The sequence below is a fragment of the Streptomyces sp. 378 genome, from assembly GCF_030124145.1.
In the GTDB taxonomy this organism is placed as follows: domain Bacteria; phylum Actinomycetota; class Actinomycetes; order Streptomycetales; family Streptomycetaceae; genus Streptomyces.
Genome location: NZ_JASKMS010000008.1, coordinates 261456 through 283174, shown reverse-complemented (window position 1 = coordinate 283174; position 21719 = coordinate 261456). Strand labels below are relative to the sequence as shown.

The window sequence follows — 21719 nt, the reverse complement described above, 5'->3', positions numbered from 1 at the left end:
CCGGTGTTACCGCACGCACGACGAGCCGTCAGCCCCTACGACTCCACGAGTTCAACCTCAGTAACAACTCATGTCGAATGTCCTGCCCGGCGTTCGCGGTGTCGGTCTGGGCCTCGGCGGTTGCCATATATTGCTGGCTGGGCCGGGCGCGAGCGAAAGGGGTTGGCTCTGCGTGAAGGACCTCGTTGGCAGCGATCTGCCTTCCCGGCTGCTGAAGGTTAATGGGTCAGTCGAGTTCATTGCTTTGGCCATGGACGGGGAGCGCATCTGTGCGACCAGCGAGGAAGACGAAGAATGCTGGGTGGTCTGCGAGGAATTTTCGCCCTAGCTGATCTAGCGGGGTCACTCGAACTAGCTCGGAGTTGACTCAACTCCATGAGGAAAAACACTAGATCCTGCGATTTGATGCTGTGCGGCCGCACTGAGTTCTTTTCGAAGAGATCACGTGTGACAGATCGCAGATTGCCGCTCCGAAGCCTTCAAAGCTGACAGCATACGAATGGTTCGCGTACCGGTCCAGGTGGTCGAAGTCCTGCAGCACACCGAACTGGTGGCCGACCAGGATGGCCTCGACCTCGATGCCGTTCATCGTGATGATGCGGCAGCGGGTGTACGGGTCCAGTGGTCGGGATCGATCACAGCGACGTCGAGTTCGCGCCAGCTGCGCAGCTGGCGGTCCAGCGGGATACTCCGCTGCTCCAGAGGATTGCACGTCACGAGCACTCTCCTCGTCGAGAGTCCGAGCGGGTGAAGTACCCCGGCCGCCGGGCCTCATGTCGGGAGAATCCGCCGGGTCCCGGCGGGAGCCGGGTGCGCCGAAGCGCCGGGCCGGCCCCCTCGGAGGGAGGGGGCCGGCCCGGCGCTTCGGCGGGTCACCGCTCAGGGCGTCTGCCAGCTGTGCGGGGCGTGGAAGGGGTGGGGGCGCCAGGAGGTGGTGCCGGGGGTGGACGCCTGCGCGTCGACGCCGGCCCGGGCGGCACGGCTGAGCAACAGGGCCGCGAGGGCGGCCAGTTCCTCGTCCGTGGCTTGGCCCTTCTCGATGCGGATGGGGGGCGGGGGAGTGAGCATGGGACCTCCGTCACTGTGGGGCGGCCGTGCCGTCACTGAGGGGGGTTGCCGTGCTTGCGGGCGGGGTGGTCGGCGTGCTTGGTGCGCAGCATCGCCAGTGAGCGGATGAGGACCTCGCGGGTGTCGGCGGGGTCGATGACGTCGTCGACGAGGCCCCGCTCGGCCGCGTAGTAGGGGTGCATCAGTTCCGCCTTGTACTCCTTGACCAGCTCGGCCCGCATGGCTTCGGGGTCCTCGGCCTCGGCGATCCGGCGGCGGAAGATGACGTTGGCCGCGCCCTCGGCGCCCATGACGGCGATCTCGTTGGTGGGCCAGGCGTAGGTGAGGTCGGCGCCGATGGACTGGGAGTCCATGACGATGTAGGCGCCGCCGTAGGCCTTGCGCAGGATCAGGGAGATCCGCGGCACCGTGGCGTTGCAGTACGCGTACAGCAGTTTGGCGCCGTGGCGGATGATGCCGCCGTGCTCCTGGTCGACGCCGGGCAGGAACCCGGGGACGTCCAGGAGGGTGACGATCGGGATGCTGAAGGCGTCGCACATCTGCACGAAGCGGGCGGCCTTCTCGCTGGCCTCGATGTCCAGGACACCGGCGAGCACCCGAGGCTGGTTGGCGACGACGCCCACCACCTGCCCGCCGAGACGGGCCAACGCGCAGATGATGTTGCGCGCCCAGCGCTCGTGGACCTCCAGGTACTCGCCGTCGTCGACCATCTCCTCGAGGACCTCCGCCATGTCGTACGGACGGTTGCCGTCCGCCGGGACCAGGTCGGCGAGGGTGTCGCAGCGACGGTCGTGCGGGTCGTCGCACGGCACCGCGGGCGGGTTCTCCCGGTTGTTCTGCGGGAGCAGGGACAGGAGGTAGCGGACCTCGGCGATGCAGGTCTCTTCGTCGTCGTAGGCGAAGTGGCAGACGCCGCTGGTCTCGGCATGCACGTCCGCGCCGCCGAGGCCGTTCTGGGTGATCTCCTCACCGGTGACCGCCTTGACGACGTCCGGTCCGGTGATGAACATCTGCGACGTCTCGCGGACCATGAACACGAAGTCGGTGAGTGCGGGGGAGTAGGCGGCACCTCCGGCGCACGGGCCGAGCATCACCGAGATCTGCGGGATGACGCCGGACGCCCGGGTGTTGCGCTGGAAGATGCCGCCGTAGCCGGCGAGCGCGGTGACGCCCTCCTGAATGCGGGCGCCGGCGCCGTCGTTGAGGGAGACCAGCGGTGCGCCCGCCGCGATGGCCATGTCCATGATCTTGTGGATCTTGGTGGCGTGGGCCTCGCCCAGCGCACCGCCGAAGATCCGGAAGTCGTGGGCGTAGACGAACACCGTGCGGCCCTCCACCGTGCCCCAGCCGGTGATCACACCGTCCGTGTACGGCTTCCTGGCCTCCAGACCGAATCCGGTCGCCCGGTGCCGGCGCAGCTGCTCGACCTCGCGGAACGAGCCCTCGTCCAACAGCAGGCCGATGCGCTCGCGCGCGGTCAGCTTGCCCTTGGCGTGCTGCGCCCGCGTCGCCTTCTCACCAGGGCCGGCCAACACCTGGCGGCGTATCTCGGCCAGCTCCGCGACGTGGGACCTCATGTCTTCCCCCTGATGGGACGGGATGTCAGTTGCCGAGCCGGCGCAGACCGTTCATCTGGAGCACGGCGAAGGCCGCGACGACGGCCGCCTGGAGCGGGGTCCACACCGTGCCGACGGTGTTCGGGTCCAGCCAGCCGAAGACCACGGCGGCCACGCTCGCGACCGCCCACAGCAGGTTCGCCTCGATGACCACCTTGGTGGCCGCGGTGGACGGCACCGGGCGGCTGGCCAGCACGGCGACCAGTGCGCCGTAGACGGTGAGGAACACGCCGATGCCGCGGAGGAAGCCGGTGTCGAGGCTGAGCAGGTCCCCCACCGGACCGGCGGCGAACAGGTAGATGAGGCCGTTGCCGCCGGTCACGACGGCGTCGAGGCCGAGGAAGAGACGTAACGGACGCGCGGCCTCCGCGCGCCCCTGGGTCGTCACGGCGCGGGCAGGCGACTGGCTCGTGGTCATGTGGTTCTCCAAAGGTCGGGGGGTGGTTTCCACTTCCGATCCGGATCGTTCCAGGCAGTGCTGACCAGCGGCTGACGTGCCGCTTACGCGGCGTCGGGACCGGTGGCGTCAGGTGAGCTGGAGCAGGGGAGCGCGCACGTCACCGGACAGGGCCGGGTCGTGGGACAGGATGGCGCTCTCGACCTGCCGCAGCGCGGGGGAGGGCTCGATGCCGAGTTCGTCGGCGAGGTGGCGGCGCATACGGCGGAACACGTCCAGGGCGTCGGCTTGGCGGCCCGCGCAGTACAGGGCGATCATCAGCTGCTCGCAGAAGCGTTCCCTCAGCGGGTGGCTCGTGTGGGTCTCGGCGAGTTCGGCCAGGACGGCGGCGTGCCGACCGAGCCGCAGCTCGGCGTCGAAGCGGAGCTCCATGGCCCGCATGCGGTACTCCTCGTAGCGGGCGCCGGCGAGCTGGCACAGGGTCCCGCCGGTGAAGCCGCCGAAGACCGGCCCCCGCCACATGGCCAGTCCCTGCCTCAGTAACCGGGCCGCCTCCTCCGGTGAGCCCGAGCCGAGGGTCTCGGCCTGGCGGACCGTCCTGACGAACTCGGCGGCGTCCAGCTCCCCCTCGTTGACCGTCAGGCGGTAGCCCGAGGGGTGGATGGTGACGCGCGAGGTGGTGCGGTCGGGCTCCAGGCCGCGCAGCTTGCGGCGCAGCCGGCTGACGTGGGCCTGCAGGGCGTTGGCCTGGTTGTCCGGGGCGCCCTCGCCCCACATCTCCTCGACCAGCGCCTCACCGGAGACCGACTGGCCCTCGCTGACCAGCAGTGTCTGGACCAGGGTCCGTTGCAGATCGCCGGAGATCTCGGCCGGCCCCGACGCGGTGCGGATCTGCAGTGCCCCGAGGATCGAGAACGTCAGCATGTTTCCCCCTTGGCGATCAGTGCGGCAGAGAGTGGTCGGGGGGCCGGTCACGGCGGTCCGTCTCTGCGGCCGAGGCCGCAGGGCGGTCTCCCGGGCCGGTTCCGTCCCGGGGTTTCCTCCCGACTCCATCCTGACACAAAATAATTCCTTTGAGAAGGTATTTTTCTTGGAACGAGCCCGAGTCGTGCCGACAGGGGCGCTGAGCTGTGCGGTTGCCGGACAACAGAGGTCAACCGGAAGGGGTGGTGGATGCGGACGTGTCTGCGCCCCGGCGCACCGCCCAGTGCCGGGCGGTGCGCCGGGGCGCGTGTGTCCGCCGGTGCGGGGGTCACCGACGGTGCGTGCGGCACCGGGGCCGCGCGGGCCGGAGGGGCGGGGCCGCGCCGGAAACCGGGCGCCGGGGCGTATATGACGAGCGGAGAGGGCAGGATTCGAACCTGCGTGGGCTTTGTGGGCCCGACCGTGAGATTGCTCTCTGGTCCCCGTTGAGCCGCTCCGGGCACCTCTCCTTGTGCGGCCGTTGGTGCGTGGCCGCTTTCGCGGAGAGGGCAGGATTCGAACCTGCGTGGGCTTTGTGGGCCCGACCGTGAGATTGCTCTCTGGTCCCCGTTGAGCCGCTCCGGGCACCTCTCCTTGTGCGGCCGTTGGTGCGTGGCCGCTTTCGCGGAGAGGGCAGGATTCGAACCTGCGTGGGCTTTGTGGGCCCGACCGTGAGATTGCTCTCTGGTCCCCGATGAGCCGCTCCGGGCACCTCTCCTCGTTCCCGGCTTCCGGTCTCCCGTGCCGTTCACGAGAACAACATTGGCAGGGAGGCCTGACAAAGCGCTGACGTCTTTCTGACTCGATCGGAGAATTCCCTTCCGGTCTTTTCCCGCACCTTCCCTCGATGCTCTACTCGGGACGACGGAAAACGCTCCCGAAAGGGGAAAACAATGACCGTGACCGCCATGGACAACCCGGTTCTCGAGGCGATACGCACCCATACGTCAAGCGAGAACCCCAGCGCCTTCCTGGCCCTCAACAGCGGAAACGACGTCTTCACACTGCCCGGTGCCGACGGCGTCGTCGTGTACCGCCGCACGGGCCGGTTCGCCGTCCAGTTCGGCGGCCCCTTCGCCGCTCCTGACGCCTACGACCCCCTCCTGGAGGCCTTCCGCCGGCACGTCCGCGACGAGGGCCGCACCCTGGTCGGCATCCAGCTCCAGCGCGCCGACGCCGAGCACTACGCCCGCCGCGGCTTCACCGTCAACCAGGTCGGCGCCTCCTGGGCCGTCGGCCTGCCGGACTTCACACTGCGCGGCACCCGCTTCATGCAGCTGCGCAACAAGATCTCCCGGGCCCACCGCAACGGCCTGGTCGTCCAGGAGGTCTCCGCCGACGACTGGCAGGACGCGATCGCCACCATCGACCGGGCCTGGCTCGGCTCCAAGGGCGGCGCCCAGCAACTGGAGTTCCTGGTCGGCCAGATCGGCGGACCGGCCCAGGCGCACCGCCGGCTGTTCACCGGCACCATCGACGGCAGCCCCGTGGCGTACATCTCCTACTCGCCGGTGTACGGCGGCCGGGCCGGCTGGATGCATGACCTGAGCCGGCGCGTCCCGGACGGCTCCCCAGGACTGATGGAGGCCATCAACGCGACAGCCGTCGAGGTGTTCCGTTCGGAGGGCGTCAAGTGGCTGCACTTCGGCTTCACCCCGTTCACCGGCCTCGACGCCGGCCACGAGATCGACGGCCACAGCCCGGCGTTCCAGTGGCTGATGCACGCCCTGTGGGCCGAGGGGGCCGCGCTGTACCCGGCGCAGACCCAGCTGTCGTACAAGCAGAAGTGGGCTCCGGACGTGGTCATCCCGGAGTACGTCGCCTTCGACGGCCCGCAGGCCTCGCTGGCGTCCTTCGCCCACGTCTTCCGTGCCTGCAAGGCGTTCTGACGATCCGTCATCTGCCACGCCCGCAGCGGGGAACTCCGGACCGACCGTGCCCGCAGCGGGGCGCGGCGTCGCGGCGCGCCGCGGGTCACCCTCCCCGCACCGCCCTCACGCACCACCCGTCTTCCGGAACAGGAGAACCAGCGATGAGCGACAACGGACCCGACACCAGCACCGAAGTCCTCCAGCACACCGTGGTCGAGCGGCTGATGGCCGTCATCGGCGCGCCCGACGACGAGGACGTGGCGCGCGACGCGGACGCCGCCGTCCTGGCGCTCGACGAACGGCTGCGCGCCGAGTCCGCCGCCTGACGGCCGCCGCCGATCAGACCGGCATCAGTGGCACATCAGCGCGGCGCAGCACGCTGGACACGTGTTCGTCCGGTGGTCCTCCGGCGGAGTACCGCACTGTGCTCCGGCGTTCCCGGACCGCCGGGCGGGCACGCCCGCGCGTTCCCGACCGTCCGCGGGAGCACTGTCGACTCGCGGCGCCCGCAGGTCCGCGGGGCAGCGGCGCCGCCGCCCGAACCGGGCACTTCTCCCAAGGAGAGCAACGCATGCAGCGTCCGCACACACAAGAAGCCGGGGCAGCAGCCGCCTCCGCGGCCGGCCCGCGCACCGGTGCCTCGGCGACGTTCGCCGAGCTCCTCAAACGCGTCAAAGCGGAAGGTCTCCTCGACCTCGACCCGCGCTACTACGTGGGCCGTCTCGCGATCAACACCACCCTGCTGCTGATCGGATTCGCCGCGTTCTTCGCCGTGGGCGACTCCTGGTGGCAGCTGCTGACGGCCCTGTGGATGGGGCTGTGCGGCGGCCAGTCGGCGTTCATGTGGCACGACGCCGGACACAAGGCCATGTTCCGCAGCAAGAAGGCCGCCTCCGCCGTCGGCTACATCCACGCCAACCTCGTCAACGGGGTCAGCTACGGCTGGTGGGTCAACCACCACAACCGGCACCACAGCAACCCCAACCACCTGGACAAGGACCCGGACATCGGCCGGCGCACCGCCATCTTCGACGTCAAGCAGTACCCCAGCCGGCGGGGCACGCAGAAGTTCGTCGTGCGCCACCAGAGCGTGCTGTTCTTCGTGCTGCTCGTCCTGGAGGGCTTCAAGATGCTCCGGACGGCCGTGGTGTCCATCGCGCAGGGCAAGACCAAGCGGCCCGTGCTGGAGTCGTTCCTGATCGTGCTGCGCGCCGCGGTCTACTGCGCCCTGGTCTTCACGGTGCTCTCGCCGGTCCTCGCCGTCGCGTTCATCCTCGTGCAGCACGCCGCCCTGGGCGTCTACTTCGGCATGATCTTCGCCCCGAACCACAAGGGCATGGACGTCCGCGACGGCGAGGAGGAGACCCTGGACTGGCTGGAGCGCCAGGTCCTCACCTCCCGCAACATCCGCCCGAACCCGGTGGTCGACTTCCTCTACGGCGGCCTCAACTACCAGGTCGAGCACCATCTGTTCCCGGCCATGCCGCAGAAGCACCTGGCGCGCGCCCGGGAACTGACCCGCGCCTACTGCGCCGAGCGCGGGGTGCCGTACCACGAGGTCGGCTTTTGGGCGTCCTACCGGGAGGTCGCCTCCTACCTGCACGAGGTCAGTGAGCCGGTGCGGGCCGGGACCGTGGAGGAGGAGATCAGGCGCCGGGCGGCCCAGGCGGCCTGACCCGGCCCGTGCCCCTCGGCCGCCGCCGGTCCGGGACCCCCCACGCTCCGGTCCCGCACGGCCCCGCACCCCCACACGTCCACAGCCCCGGCCCCCGGGCCGCACGCCCGGGCCCGCCGTCGGCCCGGGCGGTTCCCTCACCGGAGTCCCTGAGAACCAGGAGCCCAAGGAGAGCCTCCCCATGTCCCAGACCACCACGGTGGCGGGCGGTGTCACCGCTCCCGCCGCGATCGGGGTCCGCCTGGACCGCATGCCGATCACCCCGATGCACCGAAGACTCACCATGGTCATCGGCATCGGCCTGCTCTTCGACACGTTCGAGAACAACCTCTCGGGCACCATCGCCAAGGTGCTCCAGAACGACTTCGCCTTCGGGGCGACCGAGCTCAAACTCGTCCTGGCCTCGGTGTTCATCGGCCAGTTCATCGGCTCGCTGGTGCTCGGCCGGATCGCCGACCGGTTCGGCCGGCGCCGGGCCTTCCTGATCAACCTCGCCATCTACTCGGGCTTCTCCCTGCTGGGCGCCTTCTCGCCCAACGCCACCTGGCTGATCGTCACCCGCTTCATGGCCGGCATCGGCATCGGTGCCGAACAGGTGCTGTCCGACTGCTACCTGGCCGACGTGCTGCCCGCCAAGCGGCGCGGCCGGTACATCGCCTGGGCCTACACCGTCGCCTTCTGCGGGGTGCCCGCCGTCGGCTTCGCCGCGCTGTGGCTGGTGCCCCTGTCCCCGCTGGGCATCGACGGCTGGCGCTGGCTGTTCGTGATCGGGGCGCTGGGCTCCGCCGTGGTGTGGGTGCTGCGCCGCCGGCTGATCGAGTCGCCGAGGTGGCTGGCCGCCCAGGGCCGCACCGAGGAGGCCGAGCTGCTGGTGGCCGAGATGGAGAAGCAGGCCTACCCGGACCGTCCCGCGACGGTTCGCCCGGTGGCCGCGGACACCGCCGGACCGGTGGAACCGGCCGCGGTGCGCCACCGTGTGCGCGACGTGTTCGGCCGCGGCATGCGGCGCCGCACGGTGGTGCTGTGGATCTTCTGCGTGCTGTCCGTGGTCGGCTACTACGGTTTCGGCACGCTGGCCCCCCAGATCGTCGCGGCCAAGGGCTACGGCATCGTCGCGGGCATCGGCTTCACCGCGCTGTCCTTCCTGGGCTACCCGGTCGGTTCCGCGCTGGCCCTGCCGATCGTCGACCGGTTCGAGCGCCGGACGCTGGTCGCGGCCTCCGCGGCGGCGATGATGGTCGCCGGCCTCGGCTTCGCCTACGCCGGATCCCCCGCGCACATCGTGGCGTTCGGCTTCGTCTACACCCTGTGCAGCAACGTCTTCTCCAGCGTCTCGCACGTGTACCTCTCCGAGCAGTATCCGACCGCGATCCGCGCCACCGCGTCCGGCGCCGCCTACTCGCTGTCCAAACTCAGCGCTGCCGCACTGCCGTTCGTCCTGCTGCCGGTCCTGGACGCGCACGGCCCCGGTGCCCTGTTCGGGGTCATCGCCGCGGCGATGGCGGCCCTGGCGGCGACCGTCCTGCTGCTGGGCGAGCGCACCACCGGGGCTCCGGTCGACGGCGTCCCCGGCCCCCCGACCACCCCCGTGACGAAGAGGAGCTGACGATGGCCTACGTCATCGCCCTGCCCTGTGTCGACGTCAAGGACCGCTCCTGCGTCGACGAGTGCCCCGTGGACTGCATCTACGAGGGCCGCCGGGCCCTGTACATCCACCCCGACGAGTGCGTCGACTGCGGCGCCTGCGAACCCGTCTGCCCCGTCGAAGCGATCTGCTTCGAGGACGACGTGCCCGCCGAGTGGGGCGACCACACCGCATCCAACGCCGACTTCTTCGCCGCCGTGGGCTCGCCCGGCGGCGCCGCCGCACTCGGCGCCCTCGGCCACGACTCCCCGCTGGTGCGGGCCCTGCCCGAGGCGGTGACCCGGACATGAGCGGACTCCTCGCCGGCAAGCGGATCCTGGTGACCGGGGTCGTCACGGACGCGTCCATCGCCTTCCACACGGCCCGCATCGCCCAGGAGGAGGGCGCCGAGGTCATCCTCACCGGCTTCGGGCGCCTCTCCCTGATCGAGCGCGTCGCCGCACGGCTGCCGAAGCCGGCCCCGGTGCTCGAACTCGACGTCACCGACCAGCGGCAACTGGACGGCCTCAACGACCGGATCCGCGAGCACACCGACACCCTGGACGGACTGGTGCACTCCATCGCCTACGGGCCGCGGGGCGCCTTCTCCTTCCTGGACGGCGACTGGAACGACGTGTCGACCGCCGTGCACGTGTCGGCGTACTCCCTGAAGTCGCTGACCACGGCCTGCCTGCCGCTGATGGAGCGGCGCGGCGGCTCGGTGGTCGGGCTGACCTTCGACGCCGCGGTCGCCTGGCCGCGCTACGACTGGATGGGCGTCGCCAAGGCCGCCCTGGAGTCGACCAGCCGCTACCTCGCCCGGGACCTGGGCGGTCGCGGCGTCCGCTGCAACCTCGTCGCGGCGGGACCGCTGCGATCCATGGCGGCCAAGTCCATCCCCGGGTTCGCCGACCTCGCCGGGGTCTGGGAGCATCGGGCCCCGGCGGGCTGGGACCCCACCGACCCGGACCCGGCGGCCCGCGGGGTCGTCGCCCTGCTGTCGGACTTCTTCCCGCGCACCACGGGGGAGATCGTGCACGTCGACGGAGGGGTGCACATGATGGGCGCCTGAGCCCCGGGCCGGGCGCGGCGAAAGGGGCGGGAGCGGGTCGCGGACCCGGCTCCCGCCCCTTCGCGGTGGCACCCGCCGGCGCCTACGCGGTGTCCCCGCCCGGCAGGATCCGGCGGAAGCCGGTGTACGGGACGAGGGCCTCGGGCAGCACCACCGAGCCGTCCTCGCGCACGCCCTGCTCCAGCAGCGCGGCGACCGTGCGGCCGATCGGCAGCGCCGAGCCGTTCAGCGTGACCGCCGGCGTCCTGCTCCCGTCGGGCCGCTTGACGCGGATGTCCGCGCGACGCGCCTGGAAGGTGCCGCAGTCGGAGACCGAGGAGATCTCCCGGTAGGAGTCGCTGCCCGGCAGCCACACCTCGACGTCGTAGGTCATCCGGGCGGAGAACCCGAGGTCGCCGGCCGGCAGCAGCACCACGCGGTGCGCCAGTTCCAGGCGCTTCAGGCACTCCTCGGCGTGGTTCACCATGAGTTCGAGCTGCGCCGGGGCGTCCTCGGGGGCGCAGACGCGCACCAGCTCCACCTTCTCGAACTGGTGCAGCCGCAGGATGCCGCGGGTGTCCCGGCCGTACGCCCCGGCCTCCGCCCGGAAGCACGGCGTGCAGGCGGTGAAGGCCAGCGGCAGCCAGCGGGAGTCGAGGAGCCGGCCGGCCACCAGGTTGGTCAGCGGGACCTCGGCGGTGGGGATGAGGAACAGCTCCCGCTCACCGACCTGGGTGCGGAACAGGTCGTCCTCGAACTTGGGCAGCTGTCCGGTACCGGTCATGGTGTCGCGGTCGACCAGGAACGGCACCGACTGCTCGGTGTAGCCGTGCTCGCGGGTGTGCAGGTCGAGGAGGAAGTCGCGCAGGGCCCGCTCCAGTCGTGCCCCGGCCCCGCGGGCGACGGCGAAGCGGGCACCGGACAGCCGGGCCGCGGCCGGGCCGTCGAGGATGCCGAGGCACTCCCCGATGTCGGCGTGGTGGCGGGCGCCGTCCGCCGGACGCGGAGCGGGACCGCCCCGGCGTATCTCCACGGCCTCCTTCTCCGAGTCGCCGTCCGGGACCGCGTCCAGGGGGATGTTGGGGACGGACAGCAGCAGCTCGGTCAGGTGTGCTGCGGCCGTGCGGGCGGCGGCCTCGGCCCGCTGCACCTCGGCCCGCAGCGCCCGGGCGGACGCCTTCTCCTCCTCGGTCGGCGGGCCGGAGCGGCTGGCCTTGGCCGTGCGGTTCAGCTCGGTGCGCAGCCGGGTCACCTCCGCCTGCGCGCCGTTGCGCTCGCGCAGGGCGTCGGCCAGCGCGGCCGGGTCGAGGTCGTGGCGGCGGCGGGCCAGCCGCCGTACGGCCTGCGGCCCGTCCTTCAGCAGTTCTTGGGGATCGTGCACGGTGGACTCCTGACGTGGGGCGGGGTGGGGTGTGCCCGCGGACCGGCGGGGTGGGCGCCGTGCGGCCGGGTGCCGCACGGGAACAGCCGCCCGGCGGAGGTGCTCCGCGGGCGGCTGCCGGTACGTGGCCGGGCCGTTCAGGCCGGGGCGATGGCCAGGGCCGTGTTCTGGCCGCCGAAGCCCAGGGAGTTGCTCAGGGCGAGGTCGATGGGCATGTAGGTGGCGGTCTGCGCGAGTTTGATGTCGATCCTGGAGTCGGGCATGACGAGGTTGGCGGTGGGGGGCACGAGTTCGTGCTCGACGCTCAGCACGGTGAAGGCGGCCTCGACCGCCCCGGCCGCGCCGAGCAGGTGTCCGGTGACTCCCTTCGTGGATGTGACCAGCGGATCCCCGCGCAGCGTCCGGCCGATCATGCGGGCTTCCGCCAGGTCGTTCAGCGGTGTCGACGTGCCGTGGGCGTTGACGTGCTGGACGTCGTCCGGGTCCGCGCCCGCGTCGGCGAGCGCGGCGCGGACGGCGGCCTCGATGCCCGCGCCGTCGGGGTGCGGCGACGTCATGTGGTGGGCGTCGGCGGTGGCGCCGTAGCCGATGATCCGGCCGTGCACATGGGCGCCGCGGGCGCGGGCGTCCGCCACCCGTTCCATGACGAGGATGCCGGCGCCCTCCCCGGCGACGAAGCCGTCCCGGTCGGCGTCGAACGGCCGGGACGCGGAGGCCGGGTCGTCGTGCCGTTTCGACAGCGCCCCCATCTGGGCGAAGCCGGCCATGACCAGTGGGGTGACCATGGCCTCGCTGCCGCCCGCGAGGACGATGTCGCAGCGGCCGAGGGCGAGCAGGTCCCGGGCCGTGCCGATGGCGGTCGCGCCCGAGGCGCAGGCGGTGGCCACCACCAGGTTGGGCCCGGTCGCCCCGAACTCGATGGCCGTCTGCCCGGCCAGCATGTTCGGCAGCTGCATGGGCAGCAGCAGCGGCGAGACCCGGTCGGCGCCCTGCTCGCGCAGCACGTGGTGCTGTTCCTCGACGGTGCCCGGGCCGCCGTCTGCGCAGCCCAGCACCACACCCACCCGCGCCCCGTCCCACGTCTGCGGATCGAGGCCCGCGTCGGCCACCGCCTCGTGCGCGGCGACCAGCGCGAACTGGACGAACCGGTCCAGGCGGTGGGCCCGCCGCGCACTCAGCAGGCGCTCGGGGTCGAAGCCGGGCACCCGGCAGGAGATACGTACGGGGTTATCCGTCAGCAGCGGATCCAGGGCGGCGGCCGGCCTGCCGTCGCAGACCGCCGCCCAGCTCGGTCCGACCCCGATACCACCCGGGGTGACCAGGCCGAGCCCGGTGACGGCGATGTCCATGCCGGCCATCAGACCTTCGCACTCCGCTCCTCCATCAGCCGGACCATGTCGGCCACGGTTTCCGCCTCCAGCAGGTCGTCGTCGCTGACGTCCAGGCCGAGCTCGGACTTCAGCAGCAGCGACAGCTCCACCACGGCCAGCGAGTCCAGCTCGATGTCCTCCCGGGTGGCCTCCGGGGTGATCGCCTCGGGCGACACCTTGAGCTTGTTGGACAGGATTTCCTTGAGCTGCTCCAGCATGTCGGTTCCTTTCGACAGTTCTCTCGAAGGCGCAAGCGCCCGGTCTCCGCTGTGTCGGACAGCGCTTGTGGGAGGGGCCGGCCCGGGCCCCGCTTGTGACGGGATGTCAGACGGTCTGCACCTCGGGCCAGACCAGCGTGGTCGCGCCCCAGGACAGCCCGCCGCCGAACGCGGTCAGCAGCAGCCGGTGCCCGGCGGTGAGCCGTCCGTCCGCCGCGCTCTCGGCCAGCAGCAGCGGCAGTGAGGCGGCGCCGGTGTTGCCGACCCGTGCGATGTTGCTCAGCCGCCGTTCGCCGGGGATGCCGAGCCGCTCCGAGACCGCCTCCAGGATGCGGGCGTTGGCCTGGTGCGCGGCGAACCGGTCGACGTCGCACGGCCGCCAGCCGGCCCGCTCGGCCGCCTCGGTGGAGGTGGCGGTCATCCGCTCCACCGCGTGCCGGTAGGTGTCGCGGCCCACCATCCGGAAGAAACGGTCCTCCGGTGCGGGCTCCCGGCCGGACGACCGCTGCCGCGACCCTCCGGCCGGCACCTCGATCAGATGGCTCAGCCCGCCGTCGCTGCCCAGCACGAGCGGGCCCACCGCGCCCGGCTCCTCGGGGGAGCCGGCCCGCAGCAGCACCGCGCCCGCGCCGTCCGCGAAGATCACCGCCGTGGTGCGGTCCTCGGGGTTGATGATCGTCGTGAACGCGTCCGCGGCGATCAGTAGCACCCGGTCCGTCACCCCGGCGGCGATCAGGCCCGCCGAGCTGGCCAGGCCGTACAGGAAGCCGGAGCAGACGGCGGCCACGTCGAAGGCGGGCACCTCGCCGAGGCCGAGCCGCGCCGCGACCTGCGGCGCGGTGGCCGGGCACGGCTGGTCCGGGGTGGTGGTGGCCAGCACCACCGCGCCCGCCCGCCCGTCTCCCGCCGACTTCAGCGCCCGCAGGCCCGCCTCGACCGCCAGGTCGCTGGTCGCCGTGCCCGGGGCGACCACACGGCGCCGGGCGATCCCGGTGCGCGAGCGGATCCAGTCGTCCGAGGTGTCCAGGCGCCGGGCCAGATCCTCGTTGGTGACCACGTCGGGCGGGACGTACGACCCGATCCCGCAGACCACAGCGGCCCGTCCGGTGCTCACGCGCCCGGCCCCGGACTGCTGAGGATCTCCAGGGGCAGGCCCATGTAGGCCATCCGGGCCTCGGCCATCTCGTCGGTCCACCGCTCGGCCATGTCGTAGCGCTGCTCGGGAGTGGTGTCGAGCATCCGTACGCCGGGCCAGATCTCGTAGTCGCCGATCCGGTCGGCGTGCCGGAGCATGCCCTCCTGGAACAGTTCCTCGCGGTGGATCACGAACTCCCGGTCGGGGATCTCGTCCCACAGCCGCACGCCGGCCCGCAGGATCTCCAGCAGGCGCGGACGGTACTCGGGGTGCGCGGCCACGTGGTCGCGCAGGATGGTGCTGGCCACCGTCAGATGGCGGATCTCGTCGATCGCGGTGCCGCGGGAGATCTCGCCGGTGGCCGGGGACAGGGGAGTCCACTTGCGTTCGCTCAGCTCGGCGGCCGGCGCCAGCACGCCCTCGATGACGATGGCGAACACGGCGACACCGCCGGGGAAGTCGGCCTGGTCCCGGACGATGTCGAGGGTGAAGTCGACCACCGGGTCCAGCACCCGGGCGCGGTAGTCCCGGGCCATCTCGTCGATGCTCTTCAGGAGCGTGTCGGCCGGGATGCCCAGCTCCACCAGGTGGTTGCGGAACACCCGGGCGTGCCGTGCCTCGTCGAGCAGCTGGGTGGCGTAGAACTCCATCTCGGGGATGCCGGGCGCGATCGACACGTAGTGGCCGAGCAGCCGGGTGGCCAGCTCCTCGGACAGCCCGCGCAGACCGAACTCCAGCACCAGCGCCTCGCGCAGCGGGCCCGGCTCCTTCAGGAAGTCCGGGACGATCGCGTCGTCGTGGTGGCCGGTCACGCCGCGGTCGCGCAGCGTGCCCTGGGCCACCGAGGTGATCCAGTAGGCGAGGTCGCACTCCTCGGGACCGAGGGTGAGTTCCTTCGCCCCGTCCAGCAGACCGGGCGCCTTGTCCCAGTCGGCCTCGGGGGCCACGAGTACCTTGGACTGCGTCATGACGTGGCGGCCTCCTTCGCCGGATGCAGGGTGCCGGCGTGCAGGCGGCCGGCGTAACTCAGCAGGGGGAGCCCTTCGTCCGCCCTGGCGCGCACGACGTGGCCGAGCAGCAGCTCGCTGTCGCCCGCGGCGTGGGCGGAGTGGAAGCGGCAGGTGTAGTGGGCGAGCGCGCCCGCGATGAGCGGGGCCTGCGCGTACGGGTCCGTCGTCCAGGGCAGGCCCGCGAACTGGGCGCTGCCGTCGGGGCGCCCGCTGTCGGCGAACCGGCGGGCCACCTCCGCCTGGTCACCGCCCAGCACGTTGATCGCGAACCGGCCCTCGGCGGCGGCCCGCCGCGCGAAGGACGACCCGGCCCGCAGCACGACGCCGACGAGGAGCGGCTCGCGTGAGACCAGGGTGACCGTGCTCGCCGTGGTGCCGTGCATCCGGCTCTCCGGGCCGGTGGTCAGCACCGACACGGGGGACGCCAGGTGGTAGAGCGCCCGGCGCCGTTCGGCCGGGTCCTGGCGGACGGGCCGGCGTGTGCGCGGGCCGGTCGCGGTCGCGGTGCTCATCGCAGCACCTCCGCTTGCCGGGCCGCGGACTCTCCGGCCGCGGCGGCCTGCGCCGGGGCCTCCTGCGCTGCGGCGGCGTCCGCCCGCGGCGCCGGCACCGGCTTGCGGACCGGGACGTGCCCGACCGGCACCGGGTCCGTCACATGCCCGACCGGCTTGGGGTGCGGCAGGCCCAGGTCGTCCAGGAGCCGCAGGTAGCCGGGCTGGCGGACCGGCTCGAAGGGCAGTGCGAAGGACTTCATGAAGTTGCCGAACAGCCCGCGGTCGCCGAAGAGGTGGAAGGGCAGCACCAGCAGCGCCCACTCCGGCTTCACCAGCCAGCACCACAGCGCGGCCACGGCTGCCTGGGTGATGAGGCTGTGCATCACGTTGTACAGGACGTAGTACGCCTTGTGGATCGGCCGCCCGCCACTGCGCCGGAACGCCATCGCGCCCGGGATGTAGCCGATCAGGTCGATGTAGAGGAAGAGGGCGATCGCCGGCAGCCAGCGGATCTCGTCGAAGTGGGCGATCATCAGGCCGGTGGTGACGGCGAAGCCCACCAGGTACTCGGCGCGGTGCAGCGAGTACGTGCGCGGTGTCTCGAACGGGTTTGCCTGGTCCATGGTCAGTGGCTCCCTGATGCGCTAGGCGCCGACCGCGGCGGGCGGGGTGAGTTCGATGCCGCCGCTGATGCGCACGGCGGGGAACAGACCGGTCAGCGCCCAGGCCACGGTCTCCTTGATGACCCGCTCGGCGATCGGGTCGAGGATGCCCTCCAGACTCGGGATGCCGAAGTCGAAGTCGGCGTCGAAGCGGACCGCGACGTCGTCGCCGTTCTGCGTCACCGACCAGGTCCCGGAGAAGGAGTCGAAGTCCCCGTCGGACTGCTCGAAGCGGATCTCGCCCTGCTCCGGCAGGACGGTGTCGTCCTCGGTCCAGCGCAGCAGGCCGCTGCGGAAGTGCAGCTCCCAGCTGGAGGAGGCGGCGGGGTTGGGGTAGGCGGCGTGCACCGTGGTCGCGTTGACGTGGGGCGCCAGGTCCGGGTACCGCTCCCAGCGCCGTATTGCGTGCAGGACCGTCTCGGCCTGCTCCCCGGGTATCAGGGCATCGAGTTCGACGTGCCTCACGATCAGTTACCGCCTTCCGGCATCTTGGCCGCGCCCCGTACGAGGTCGCGGGTGGCCAGGTCGAAGGAGTTGAGGAGGAAGTCCACGTCGGTGTCGCCGAGCACGGCGGGCGGGGTGAACCGCACCACCGAGCTGCCGTTCATCGAATGGTTGGCGACCACGCCGTGGTTGAACAGTTCGATCAGCAGTTCGCCGGCCAGCCCGGCCTCGACGAGCTCGACGCCGATCAGCAGGCCCCGGCCGCGCACGTCCACCACGAGGTCGGGGATGTTGCGGCGCGCGATCTCGGTGATCGCCGGCAGCAGCCGGGCGCCGAGGTCCATCGCCCTGGTGACCAGGCGCTCCTCCTTCACGGCCCGGATGGCGCCCTGGACCGCGGCCATCAGCACCGGCTGGCCGGAGAACGTGGCGGTGTGGACGTAGGGGTCCTTGTCGAAGGGACGGAAGGCCTTGCGGGTGGCGACGGCCGCCGAGACCGGCATCACCCCGCCGCCGAGCGCCTTGCCGGCGAGCAGGACGTCCGGGAGGACGCCCTCGATGTCGGCGCCCCACCACTCGCCGAGCCGGCCGAAGCCGGACTGCACCTCGTCGAGGATGAGGAAGCCGTCGTACTCGCGCACCAGCTCCTCGACGCGCTTGAGGTAGCCCTTCGGCGGGATGATCACACCGCCCTCGCCCTGGACCGGTTCGAGGATGACGCACACCTCGCCCGGGTGGGCGGCGAGTTCGGCCTCCAGGGCGTCGGCGTCACCGAAGGGCAGGTGCAGGAAGTCGGGCACCAGCGGGCGGAACGGCCGCTGGTAGACCTCCTTGGCGGTGGCCGACAGCGCGCCGAGGGTCTTGCCGTGGTAGCCGCCGCGCATGGAGACCGTGCGCTTGAAACCGCCCGCGCGGGCCAGCTTCAGGCCGGTCTCCACCGCCTCCGCCCCCGACAGCGCGAAGTGCACCCGGTCCAGACCGGGCGGCAGCACCGAGACCAGTGCCTCGGCCGCGCGGGCCACGGTGGGCTCCAGCAGGATGCGGGTCGCGGTGGGGTGCGTGCGCAGCTGGCGCTCCACCTCCTCCATCACGATCGGGTGGCGGGCGCCCATCACGAACACGCCGTAGCCGCCGGCGTTGAGGAAGCGCTCACCGTCGCTGGTGGTGAGCCAGGCGCCCTCGGACGCCACCTCCATGTGGCTGCCGAACAGCTCGGCGAGCGTGGCCCGGCCCTTGCTCAGATGCGCGCGGTACAGGCCAAGGATTTCCGCCTCGGCGTCGGCGGACGAAGTCGCCGGGGATTCCTGGATGACGGTCACGTGTGGCTCACTCCAAGGGATCGTGGGGTCGTGCGGACAGGACCGGGACCGTGCTGCGGGCCGGGATCCTGTCCGGCTGCGGCAGTGGTGCCGTGACCGGGTTCTCACCGGCCGGCAAACCGTCCCGGCCGCGGCCCTAGGCGAGGACGAGCTCGCCGCCGTCGAACCAGCGCAGCAGCGGCTCGGCCGCGGCGGCGCGCGACGGCGGGTGGAAGGCGAGGGCCCGCAGCGCCGCCGCGGCCTGTGCCGGACCGGAACCGCTGATGAAGTCCAGGCCGCCCAGCAGCTCCAGGGCGCGGGAGGCGATGTCGGGCAGGGCGTTCTGCACGGCGTACCGGGCCACCAGTACGCGGGCCACCGACTCCTCGTCACCGGGCTCCGGGCCGGTCGCCCGCGCGACGCCTTCCAGCAGCGCGACCGCGGCCTCCATGTCCACGGCGAGGGAGGCCCGCTCCGCCACACTGCCGCGCTCGCGCTCCAGCACCTGCTCCACCAGCGCCAGCGCACCGCCCGCGTACCCGGCGGAGATCAGCATCTCGAACCAGACGAACCCGGCCGACTGGAGGTCGTCGAGGCGGTGCGGGTCGTCGGCGCCGGCCCGCACGACCATGCCGGCCGGCACGAACACGTCCTCCAGCCGCACCTCGTCGCTCTCCGCGCCCGCCAGCAGGTCGTTGCCCCAGTACGGGTACACGGTCAGGCCGGGCGCGTCGGCCGGCACCAGGGCGAGCGCCAGCTCCGGCTCGCCGTCGTCGCCGTGGATGGCGACGCTCGCCGTGAGCAGGCTCATCGAACGGGACAGGCTGCACGGCTTCTTGGCGCCGGTGAGCAGGAACCCGTCGCGCACCGGGCGGGCGGTCACGGCCGGCTTGAGGATGTTCTGCGCCGTCCGGCCCTCGGCCCAGCCGGACGCCATCACCTGCTGGTCGGGCACGATCCGGCGCAGCAGGGCCGTCTGCTCGTCGGTCAGCCGGCCCGCCTTGACGGCCAGCGAGTACAGCATCGCGATGGTGAAGTGGTGCATCGATACGGCCGCCACCAGCGACGGGGACACGGCGCCCAGGGCCAGCTGGACCCGCAGCGCGTCCAGGGCGTCGGCGCCGTGGCCGCCGTACTCCTCGGGGATCAGCAGACCGACCCCGCCGTGGATGCGGAACAGGTCGATCACCGGGCTGCCGGGCCGCTCGCGGTCGGTGTACGGGATCTGGTCCAGCTCCTTGAGCAGACCGGGGTGGAAGCGCTCGCAGACGGAGCGGGCGAGGTCGAGGGAACGCAACGGAAACCTCCAGCGGAAACGGCGGGGTTCAGGGGCGGAGGGCGGTCAGGCGCCGAACACCGCGTCGTACGGGCTGACGCCGCGGGCGATGCTGACGCCCTGCACGTGGGAGGTCTTGAGCATCGGGTAGTTGGCCTCGCCGAAGGCGCCGCCGGTGCGGCCGGTGCCGCCGTGGCTGGGCAGGTAGGGCAGGAAGCCGATGTGGGAGTCGTTGACCTTCAGCAGGCCGCCGTTGACGACCCGCCGCACGAAGGTCTCGATGACGTGGTCGGAACGCGACCACAGGGAGTTGCGCAGCCCGTAGTCGTTGCTGTTGACGAAGCGCAGGAACGCCTCCAGGAGCGCGTCGTCGTCCTCCCGCTCGGGGACCACGATCGGCACCAGCGGGAAGAACGTCTCCTCGCGCACCACGTCGTAGGTGCGCGCCCGGTCCAGGCCGTCCACGCGCACCACCGTCGGCTGGAGGAAGACCCCCGTCTCCGAGGGCGTGCCGTCCAGTTCGGTGCGGTGGCCGCCGGTGACCAGCTCGGCGCCGTTGTCCAGCGCCTGCCGCAGCAGCCGGAAGAACCGCTCGCTGCGCCGCACCGGCGACAGCAGCACGTCCTCCTCCTCGGGCAGGCCCGGCCGGATGCCCTTGACCTGCTCCTTCACCTCGGCGATCAGGCTGTCCGCGACGTCCGGGTGCACCAGCACGTAGTTGGGCACCATGCAGATCTGGCCGGAGCCGTAGAAGGCCTCCGTGATGGCCTCGGCCGCCCACTTGATGTCGGCGTCCTTCCACACCACGATGCCGTCGTTGCCCGCCAGTTCGAGGATCGGCTTCTTGCCGTGCGCCACGCACTGCTGCTCGAAGCGCAGGCCCTCCTGGCTGCCGCCGATGTAGAAGATGTCGTTGATCAGCGGGTCCGCGATCCAGCGGTCCATGGTCTGCTTGGGGTTGCTGCACACCGCGTTGAGCACCCCGGCCGGCGCGTCCATCTCCTCCAGCAGCGGCGCCACCACGTCCCGCAGCAGCCACATGGTGCTCAGCGCGATGCTGCGCGGCGCCCGCACCACCACCGCGTTGCCGGCCATCAGCGCCAGCACGCACAGGGCGGCGCTCGGCAGGGGTGCGTTCTGCGGCGGGTTGAAGGCCACCACGCCGTCGGGCTGGCGGTGCAGCACCAGCGTGCGGCCGGCGTACTCCTTCTCCACCCGCATCTGCTTGGTGTACCAGCGCAGGGAGCCCGGGGAGTAGATCTGCAGCAGGCAGCTCAGCTCCCAGCGGGCCAGCTTGACCGGGTGGGACTCGGCGACCAGCATGCGCAGGAACTCGTCCTGGTGCTTGATGAGTTCCTCGCGGAACCGGGTGCCCAGGCGCATCCGCCGCTCCAGCGGCACGGCCGCCCAGTCGGGTGCGGCGGCGGCCGCGGCCTGCGTGGCCAGGTCGATGGACGCGTCGTCCGCGACCGCGCAGCGCCCGACGACGTACGGGTGCCTGGCCGCCTCCGACTCCGGGTCCTGTTCCAGGGCGCGCTTCAGGCTCACGCTGGTGAACACGTCTTCCAGCAGGGACCGGCCGCTGACGGTGTACACCCACCCGTCACCCGCGACGTCCTTGCCCGCGATGTAGAGGTCGTAACTCTTGATATCGGAAGGTGCCTCGGCACTCTCCTCCTGCGCGGCTTCGCGAAGCATCTTCAGCCTTTCACCTGTGGCGAGCGGATTTTTCGAAGCAGTGCGAGCGTGGCAGTGGAATCTGACCCGGCGCTGACAGGGGGCTGATTCAGCCAAGCCGGCCCAGCCGTCCGTCAGTGGGGCGTCAGCCTGCGTTGCTTGCATGACCGCATGCCACCCGTCGACAGCACTGTTCAGCGCCTGCGTGATCTGCCGCGCGCCGAACTCGCCGAAGAAATCGAGTCGATCGTCCTGAAGAAATTCAGGGCGGTTCTCCTCATGGACGAATCCGAGGACCTCCCGCTCGACATCAGCTATTTCGATCTCGGACTCACCTCACTGCGGCTGACCGAGATACGGCAGAGCCTGGAGCGGCTCCTTGATCTCTCCATCAACGTCAGCGTGCTCTTCAACGAGCCGACGGTCGCCCATCTGGTGGACCACCTGACCCAAGCCGTCCAGGCCAGTTCCTCTCAGGAAAACTAAGGA

The 21719-nt window shown here is 71.4% G+C and carries 25 protein-coding genes and 3 pseudogenes; 8 read left to right on the top strand and 20 right to left on the bottom strand.

The annotated features are described in order from the left end of the window. Positions 1-172: 172 nt before the first annotated feature. Positions 173-328, top strand: coding sequence for a hypothetical protein (locus QNO09_RS14580; RefSeq protein WP_283970583.1), 156 nt, complete (start codon positions 173-175; stop codon positions 326-328). A 60-nt stretch (positions 329-388) separates the two neighbouring features. On the opposite strand, the gene QNO09_RS39945 is transcribed toward QNO09_RS14580, so the two are convergent. From QNO09_RS39945 to QNO09_RS14535, 9 genes and pseudogenes are all read right to left on the bottom strand, one after another. Next, a complete protein-coding gene (locus tag QNO09_RS39945) occupies positions 389-589 on the bottom strand; it encodes a hypothetical protein (protein WP_283970582.1) in 201 nt (66 codons plus the stop codon). Next, the gene (locus tag QNO09_RS39940) at positions 586-717 is read right to left on the bottom strand and encodes a hypothetical protein (RefSeq protein ID WP_283970581.1); all 132 of its coding nucleotides are present in this window, start codon (positions 715-717) and stop codon (positions 586-588) included. Before QNO09_RS39940 ends, QNO09_RS39945 begins: the two co-directional genes overlap by 4 nt. 162 nt (positions 718-879) lie before the next feature. Further along, entirely contained in the window at positions 880-1068 is a 189-nt protein-coding gene (locus QNO09_RS14565; RefSeq protein ID WP_030234973.1) for an acyl-CoA carboxylase epsilon subunit, read from the bottom strand. A gap of 32 nt (positions 1069-1100) precedes the next feature. Further along, positions 1101-2645: an acyl-CoA carboxylase subunit beta gene (locus tag QNO09_RS14560; protein ID WP_283970580.1), complete on the bottom strand. Its 1545-nt coding sequence runs from the start codon at positions 2643-2645 to the stop codon at positions 1101-1103. 25 nt (positions 2646-2670) lie between these two features. Then, positions 2671-3102, bottom strand: a complete 432-nt coding sequence (locus tag QNO09_RS14555) for a hypothetical protein (protein ID WP_283970579.1) — start codon at positions 3100-3102, stop codon at positions 2671-2673. Positions 3103-3210: 108 nt separating this feature from the next. Next, positions 3211-4005: an AfsR/SARP family transcriptional regulator gene (locus tag QNO09_RS14550; protein ID WP_283970578.1), complete on the bottom strand. Its 795-nt coding sequence runs from the start codon at positions 4003-4005 to the stop codon at positions 3211-3213. A 416-nt stretch (positions 4006-4421) separates the two neighbouring features. Beyond that, positions 4422-4514 (bottom strand): annotated as a pseudogene (locus tag QNO09_RS14545). A gap of 31 nt (positions 4515-4545) precedes the next feature. Then, positions 4546-4638 (bottom strand): annotated as a pseudogene (locus tag QNO09_RS14540). 31 nt (positions 4639-4669) lie between these two features. Next, positions 4670-4762 (bottom strand): annotated as a pseudogene (locus QNO09_RS14535). A gap of 175 nt (positions 4763-4937) precedes the next feature. Here QNO09_RS14535 and QNO09_RS14530 point away from each other — a divergent pair. From QNO09_RS14530 to fabI, 6 genes are all read left to right on the top strand, one after another. Further along, positions 4938-5933 (top strand): DUF2156 domain-containing protein, encoded by a 996-nt coding sequence (locus QNO09_RS14530; protein WP_283970577.1) that lies wholly within the window; start codon positions 4938-4940, stop codon positions 5931-5933. Positions 5934-6076: 143 nt separating this feature from the next. After that, positions 6077-6241, top strand: a complete 165-nt coding sequence (locus tag QNO09_RS14525) for a hypothetical protein (RefSeq protein ID WP_167537461.1) — start codon at positions 6077-6079, stop codon at positions 6239-6241. A 245-nt stretch (positions 6242-6486) separates the two neighbouring features. Continuing rightward, positions 6487-7590 carry a fatty acid desaturase family protein gene (locus QNO09_RS14520; RefSeq protein WP_283970576.1) on the top strand — a complete coding sequence of 368 codons (1104 nt, stop codon included), beginning with the start codon at positions 6487-6489 and terminating at the stop codon, positions 7588-7590. A 181-nt stretch (positions 7591-7771) separates the two neighbouring features. Continuing rightward, positions 7772-9196 (top strand): MFS transporter, encoded by a 1425-nt coding sequence (locus QNO09_RS14515; RefSeq protein WP_283970575.1) that lies wholly within the window; start codon positions 7772-7774, stop codon positions 9194-9196. A gap of 2 nt (positions 9197-9198) precedes the next feature. Continuing rightward, entirely contained in the window at positions 9199-9525 is a 327-nt protein-coding gene (gene fdxA, locus QNO09_RS14510; RefSeq protein ID WP_150483456.1) for a ferredoxin, read from the top strand. Further along, a complete protein-coding gene (gene fabI, locus QNO09_RS14505; RefSeq protein WP_283970574.1) occupies positions 9522-10286 on the top strand; it encodes an enoyl-ACP reductase FabI in 765 nt (254 codons plus the stop codon). The genes fdxA and fabI overlap by 4 nt, the downstream gene beginning before the upstream one ends. Positions 10287-10368: 82 nt before the next feature. On the opposite strand, the gene serS is transcribed toward fabI, so the two are convergent. The 11 genes from serS to QNO09_RS14450 all read right to left on the bottom strand — a co-directional run bounded on the left by serS (position 10369) and on the right by QNO09_RS14450 (position 21251). Next, positions 10369-11646: a serine--tRNA ligase gene (serS, locus tag QNO09_RS14500; RefSeq protein WP_283970573.1), complete on the bottom strand. Its 1278-nt coding sequence runs from the start codon at positions 11644-11646 to the stop codon at positions 10369-10371. 137 nt (positions 11647-11783) lie between these two features. After that, the gene (locus QNO09_RS14495) at positions 11784-13004 is read right to left on the bottom strand and encodes a beta-ketoacyl-[acyl-carrier-protein] synthase family protein (protein WP_030234941.1); all 1221 of its coding nucleotides are present in this window, start codon (positions 13002-13004) and stop codon (positions 11784-11786) included. Then, the gene (locus QNO09_RS14490) at positions 13004-13234 is read right to left on the bottom strand and encodes an acyl carrier protein (RefSeq protein WP_018888444.1); all 231 of its coding nucleotides are present in this window, start codon (positions 13232-13234) and stop codon (positions 13004-13006) included. Before QNO09_RS14490 ends, QNO09_RS14495 begins: the two co-directional genes overlap by 1 nt. 106 nt (positions 13235-13340) lie before the next feature. Next, positions 13341-14348 (bottom strand): beta-ketoacyl-ACP synthase III, encoded by a 1008-nt coding sequence (locus QNO09_RS14485; protein WP_283970572.1) that lies wholly within the window; start codon positions 14346-14348, stop codon positions 13341-13343. Then, positions 14345-15337, bottom strand: coding sequence for a ferritin family protein (locus QNO09_RS14480; RefSeq protein ID WP_030854087.1), 993 nt, complete (start codon positions 15335-15337; stop codon positions 14345-14347). The genes QNO09_RS14485 and QNO09_RS14480 overlap by 4 nt, the downstream gene beginning before the upstream one ends. Then, a complete protein-coding gene (locus tag QNO09_RS14475; RefSeq protein WP_283970571.1) occupies positions 15334-15891 on the bottom strand; it encodes a flavin reductase family protein in 558 nt (185 codons plus the stop codon). The genes QNO09_RS14480 and QNO09_RS14475 overlap by 4 nt, the downstream gene beginning before the upstream one ends. Further along, positions 15888-16496 carry a hypothetical protein gene (locus tag QNO09_RS14470; protein WP_283970570.1) on the bottom strand — a complete coding sequence of 203 codons (609 nt, stop codon included), beginning with the start codon at positions 16494-16496 and terminating at the stop codon, positions 15888-15890. Before QNO09_RS14470 ends, QNO09_RS14475 begins: the two co-directional genes overlap by 4 nt. Before the next feature lie 21 nt (positions 16497-16517). After that, a complete protein-coding gene (locus QNO09_RS14465; RefSeq protein ID WP_283970569.1) occupies positions 16518-17000 on the bottom strand; it encodes a type II toxin-antitoxin system RatA family toxin in 483 nt (160 codons plus the stop codon). A 2-nt stretch (positions 17001-17002) separates the two neighbouring features. Beyond that, complete coding sequence (locus QNO09_RS14460; protein WP_283970568.1) at positions 17003-18298, bottom strand: aspartate aminotransferase family protein; 1296 nt, start codon at positions 18296-18298, stop codon at positions 17003-17005. Between the two features lie 136 nt (positions 18299-18434). Beyond that, positions 18435-19574: an acyl-CoA dehydrogenase family protein gene (locus QNO09_RS14455; protein WP_283970567.1), complete on the bottom strand. Its 1140-nt coding sequence runs from the start codon at positions 19572-19574 to the stop codon at positions 18435-18437. 45 nt (positions 19575-19619) lie between these two features. Continuing rightward, a complete protein-coding gene (locus QNO09_RS14450) occupies positions 19620-21251 on the bottom strand; it encodes an aldehyde dehydrogenase family protein (protein ID WP_283970566.1) in 1632 nt (543 codons plus the stop codon). A 150-nt stretch (positions 21252-21401) separates the two neighbouring features. Between QNO09_RS14450 and QNO09_RS14445 the strand changes: the two genes are divergently transcribed. Continuing rightward, positions 21402-21716 carry an acyl carrier protein gene (locus QNO09_RS14445; protein WP_283970565.1) on the top strand — a complete coding sequence of 105 codons (315 nt, stop codon included), beginning with the start codon at positions 21402-21404 and terminating at the stop codon, positions 21714-21716. The last annotated feature ends 3 nt before the right edge of the window (positions 21717-21719 follow it).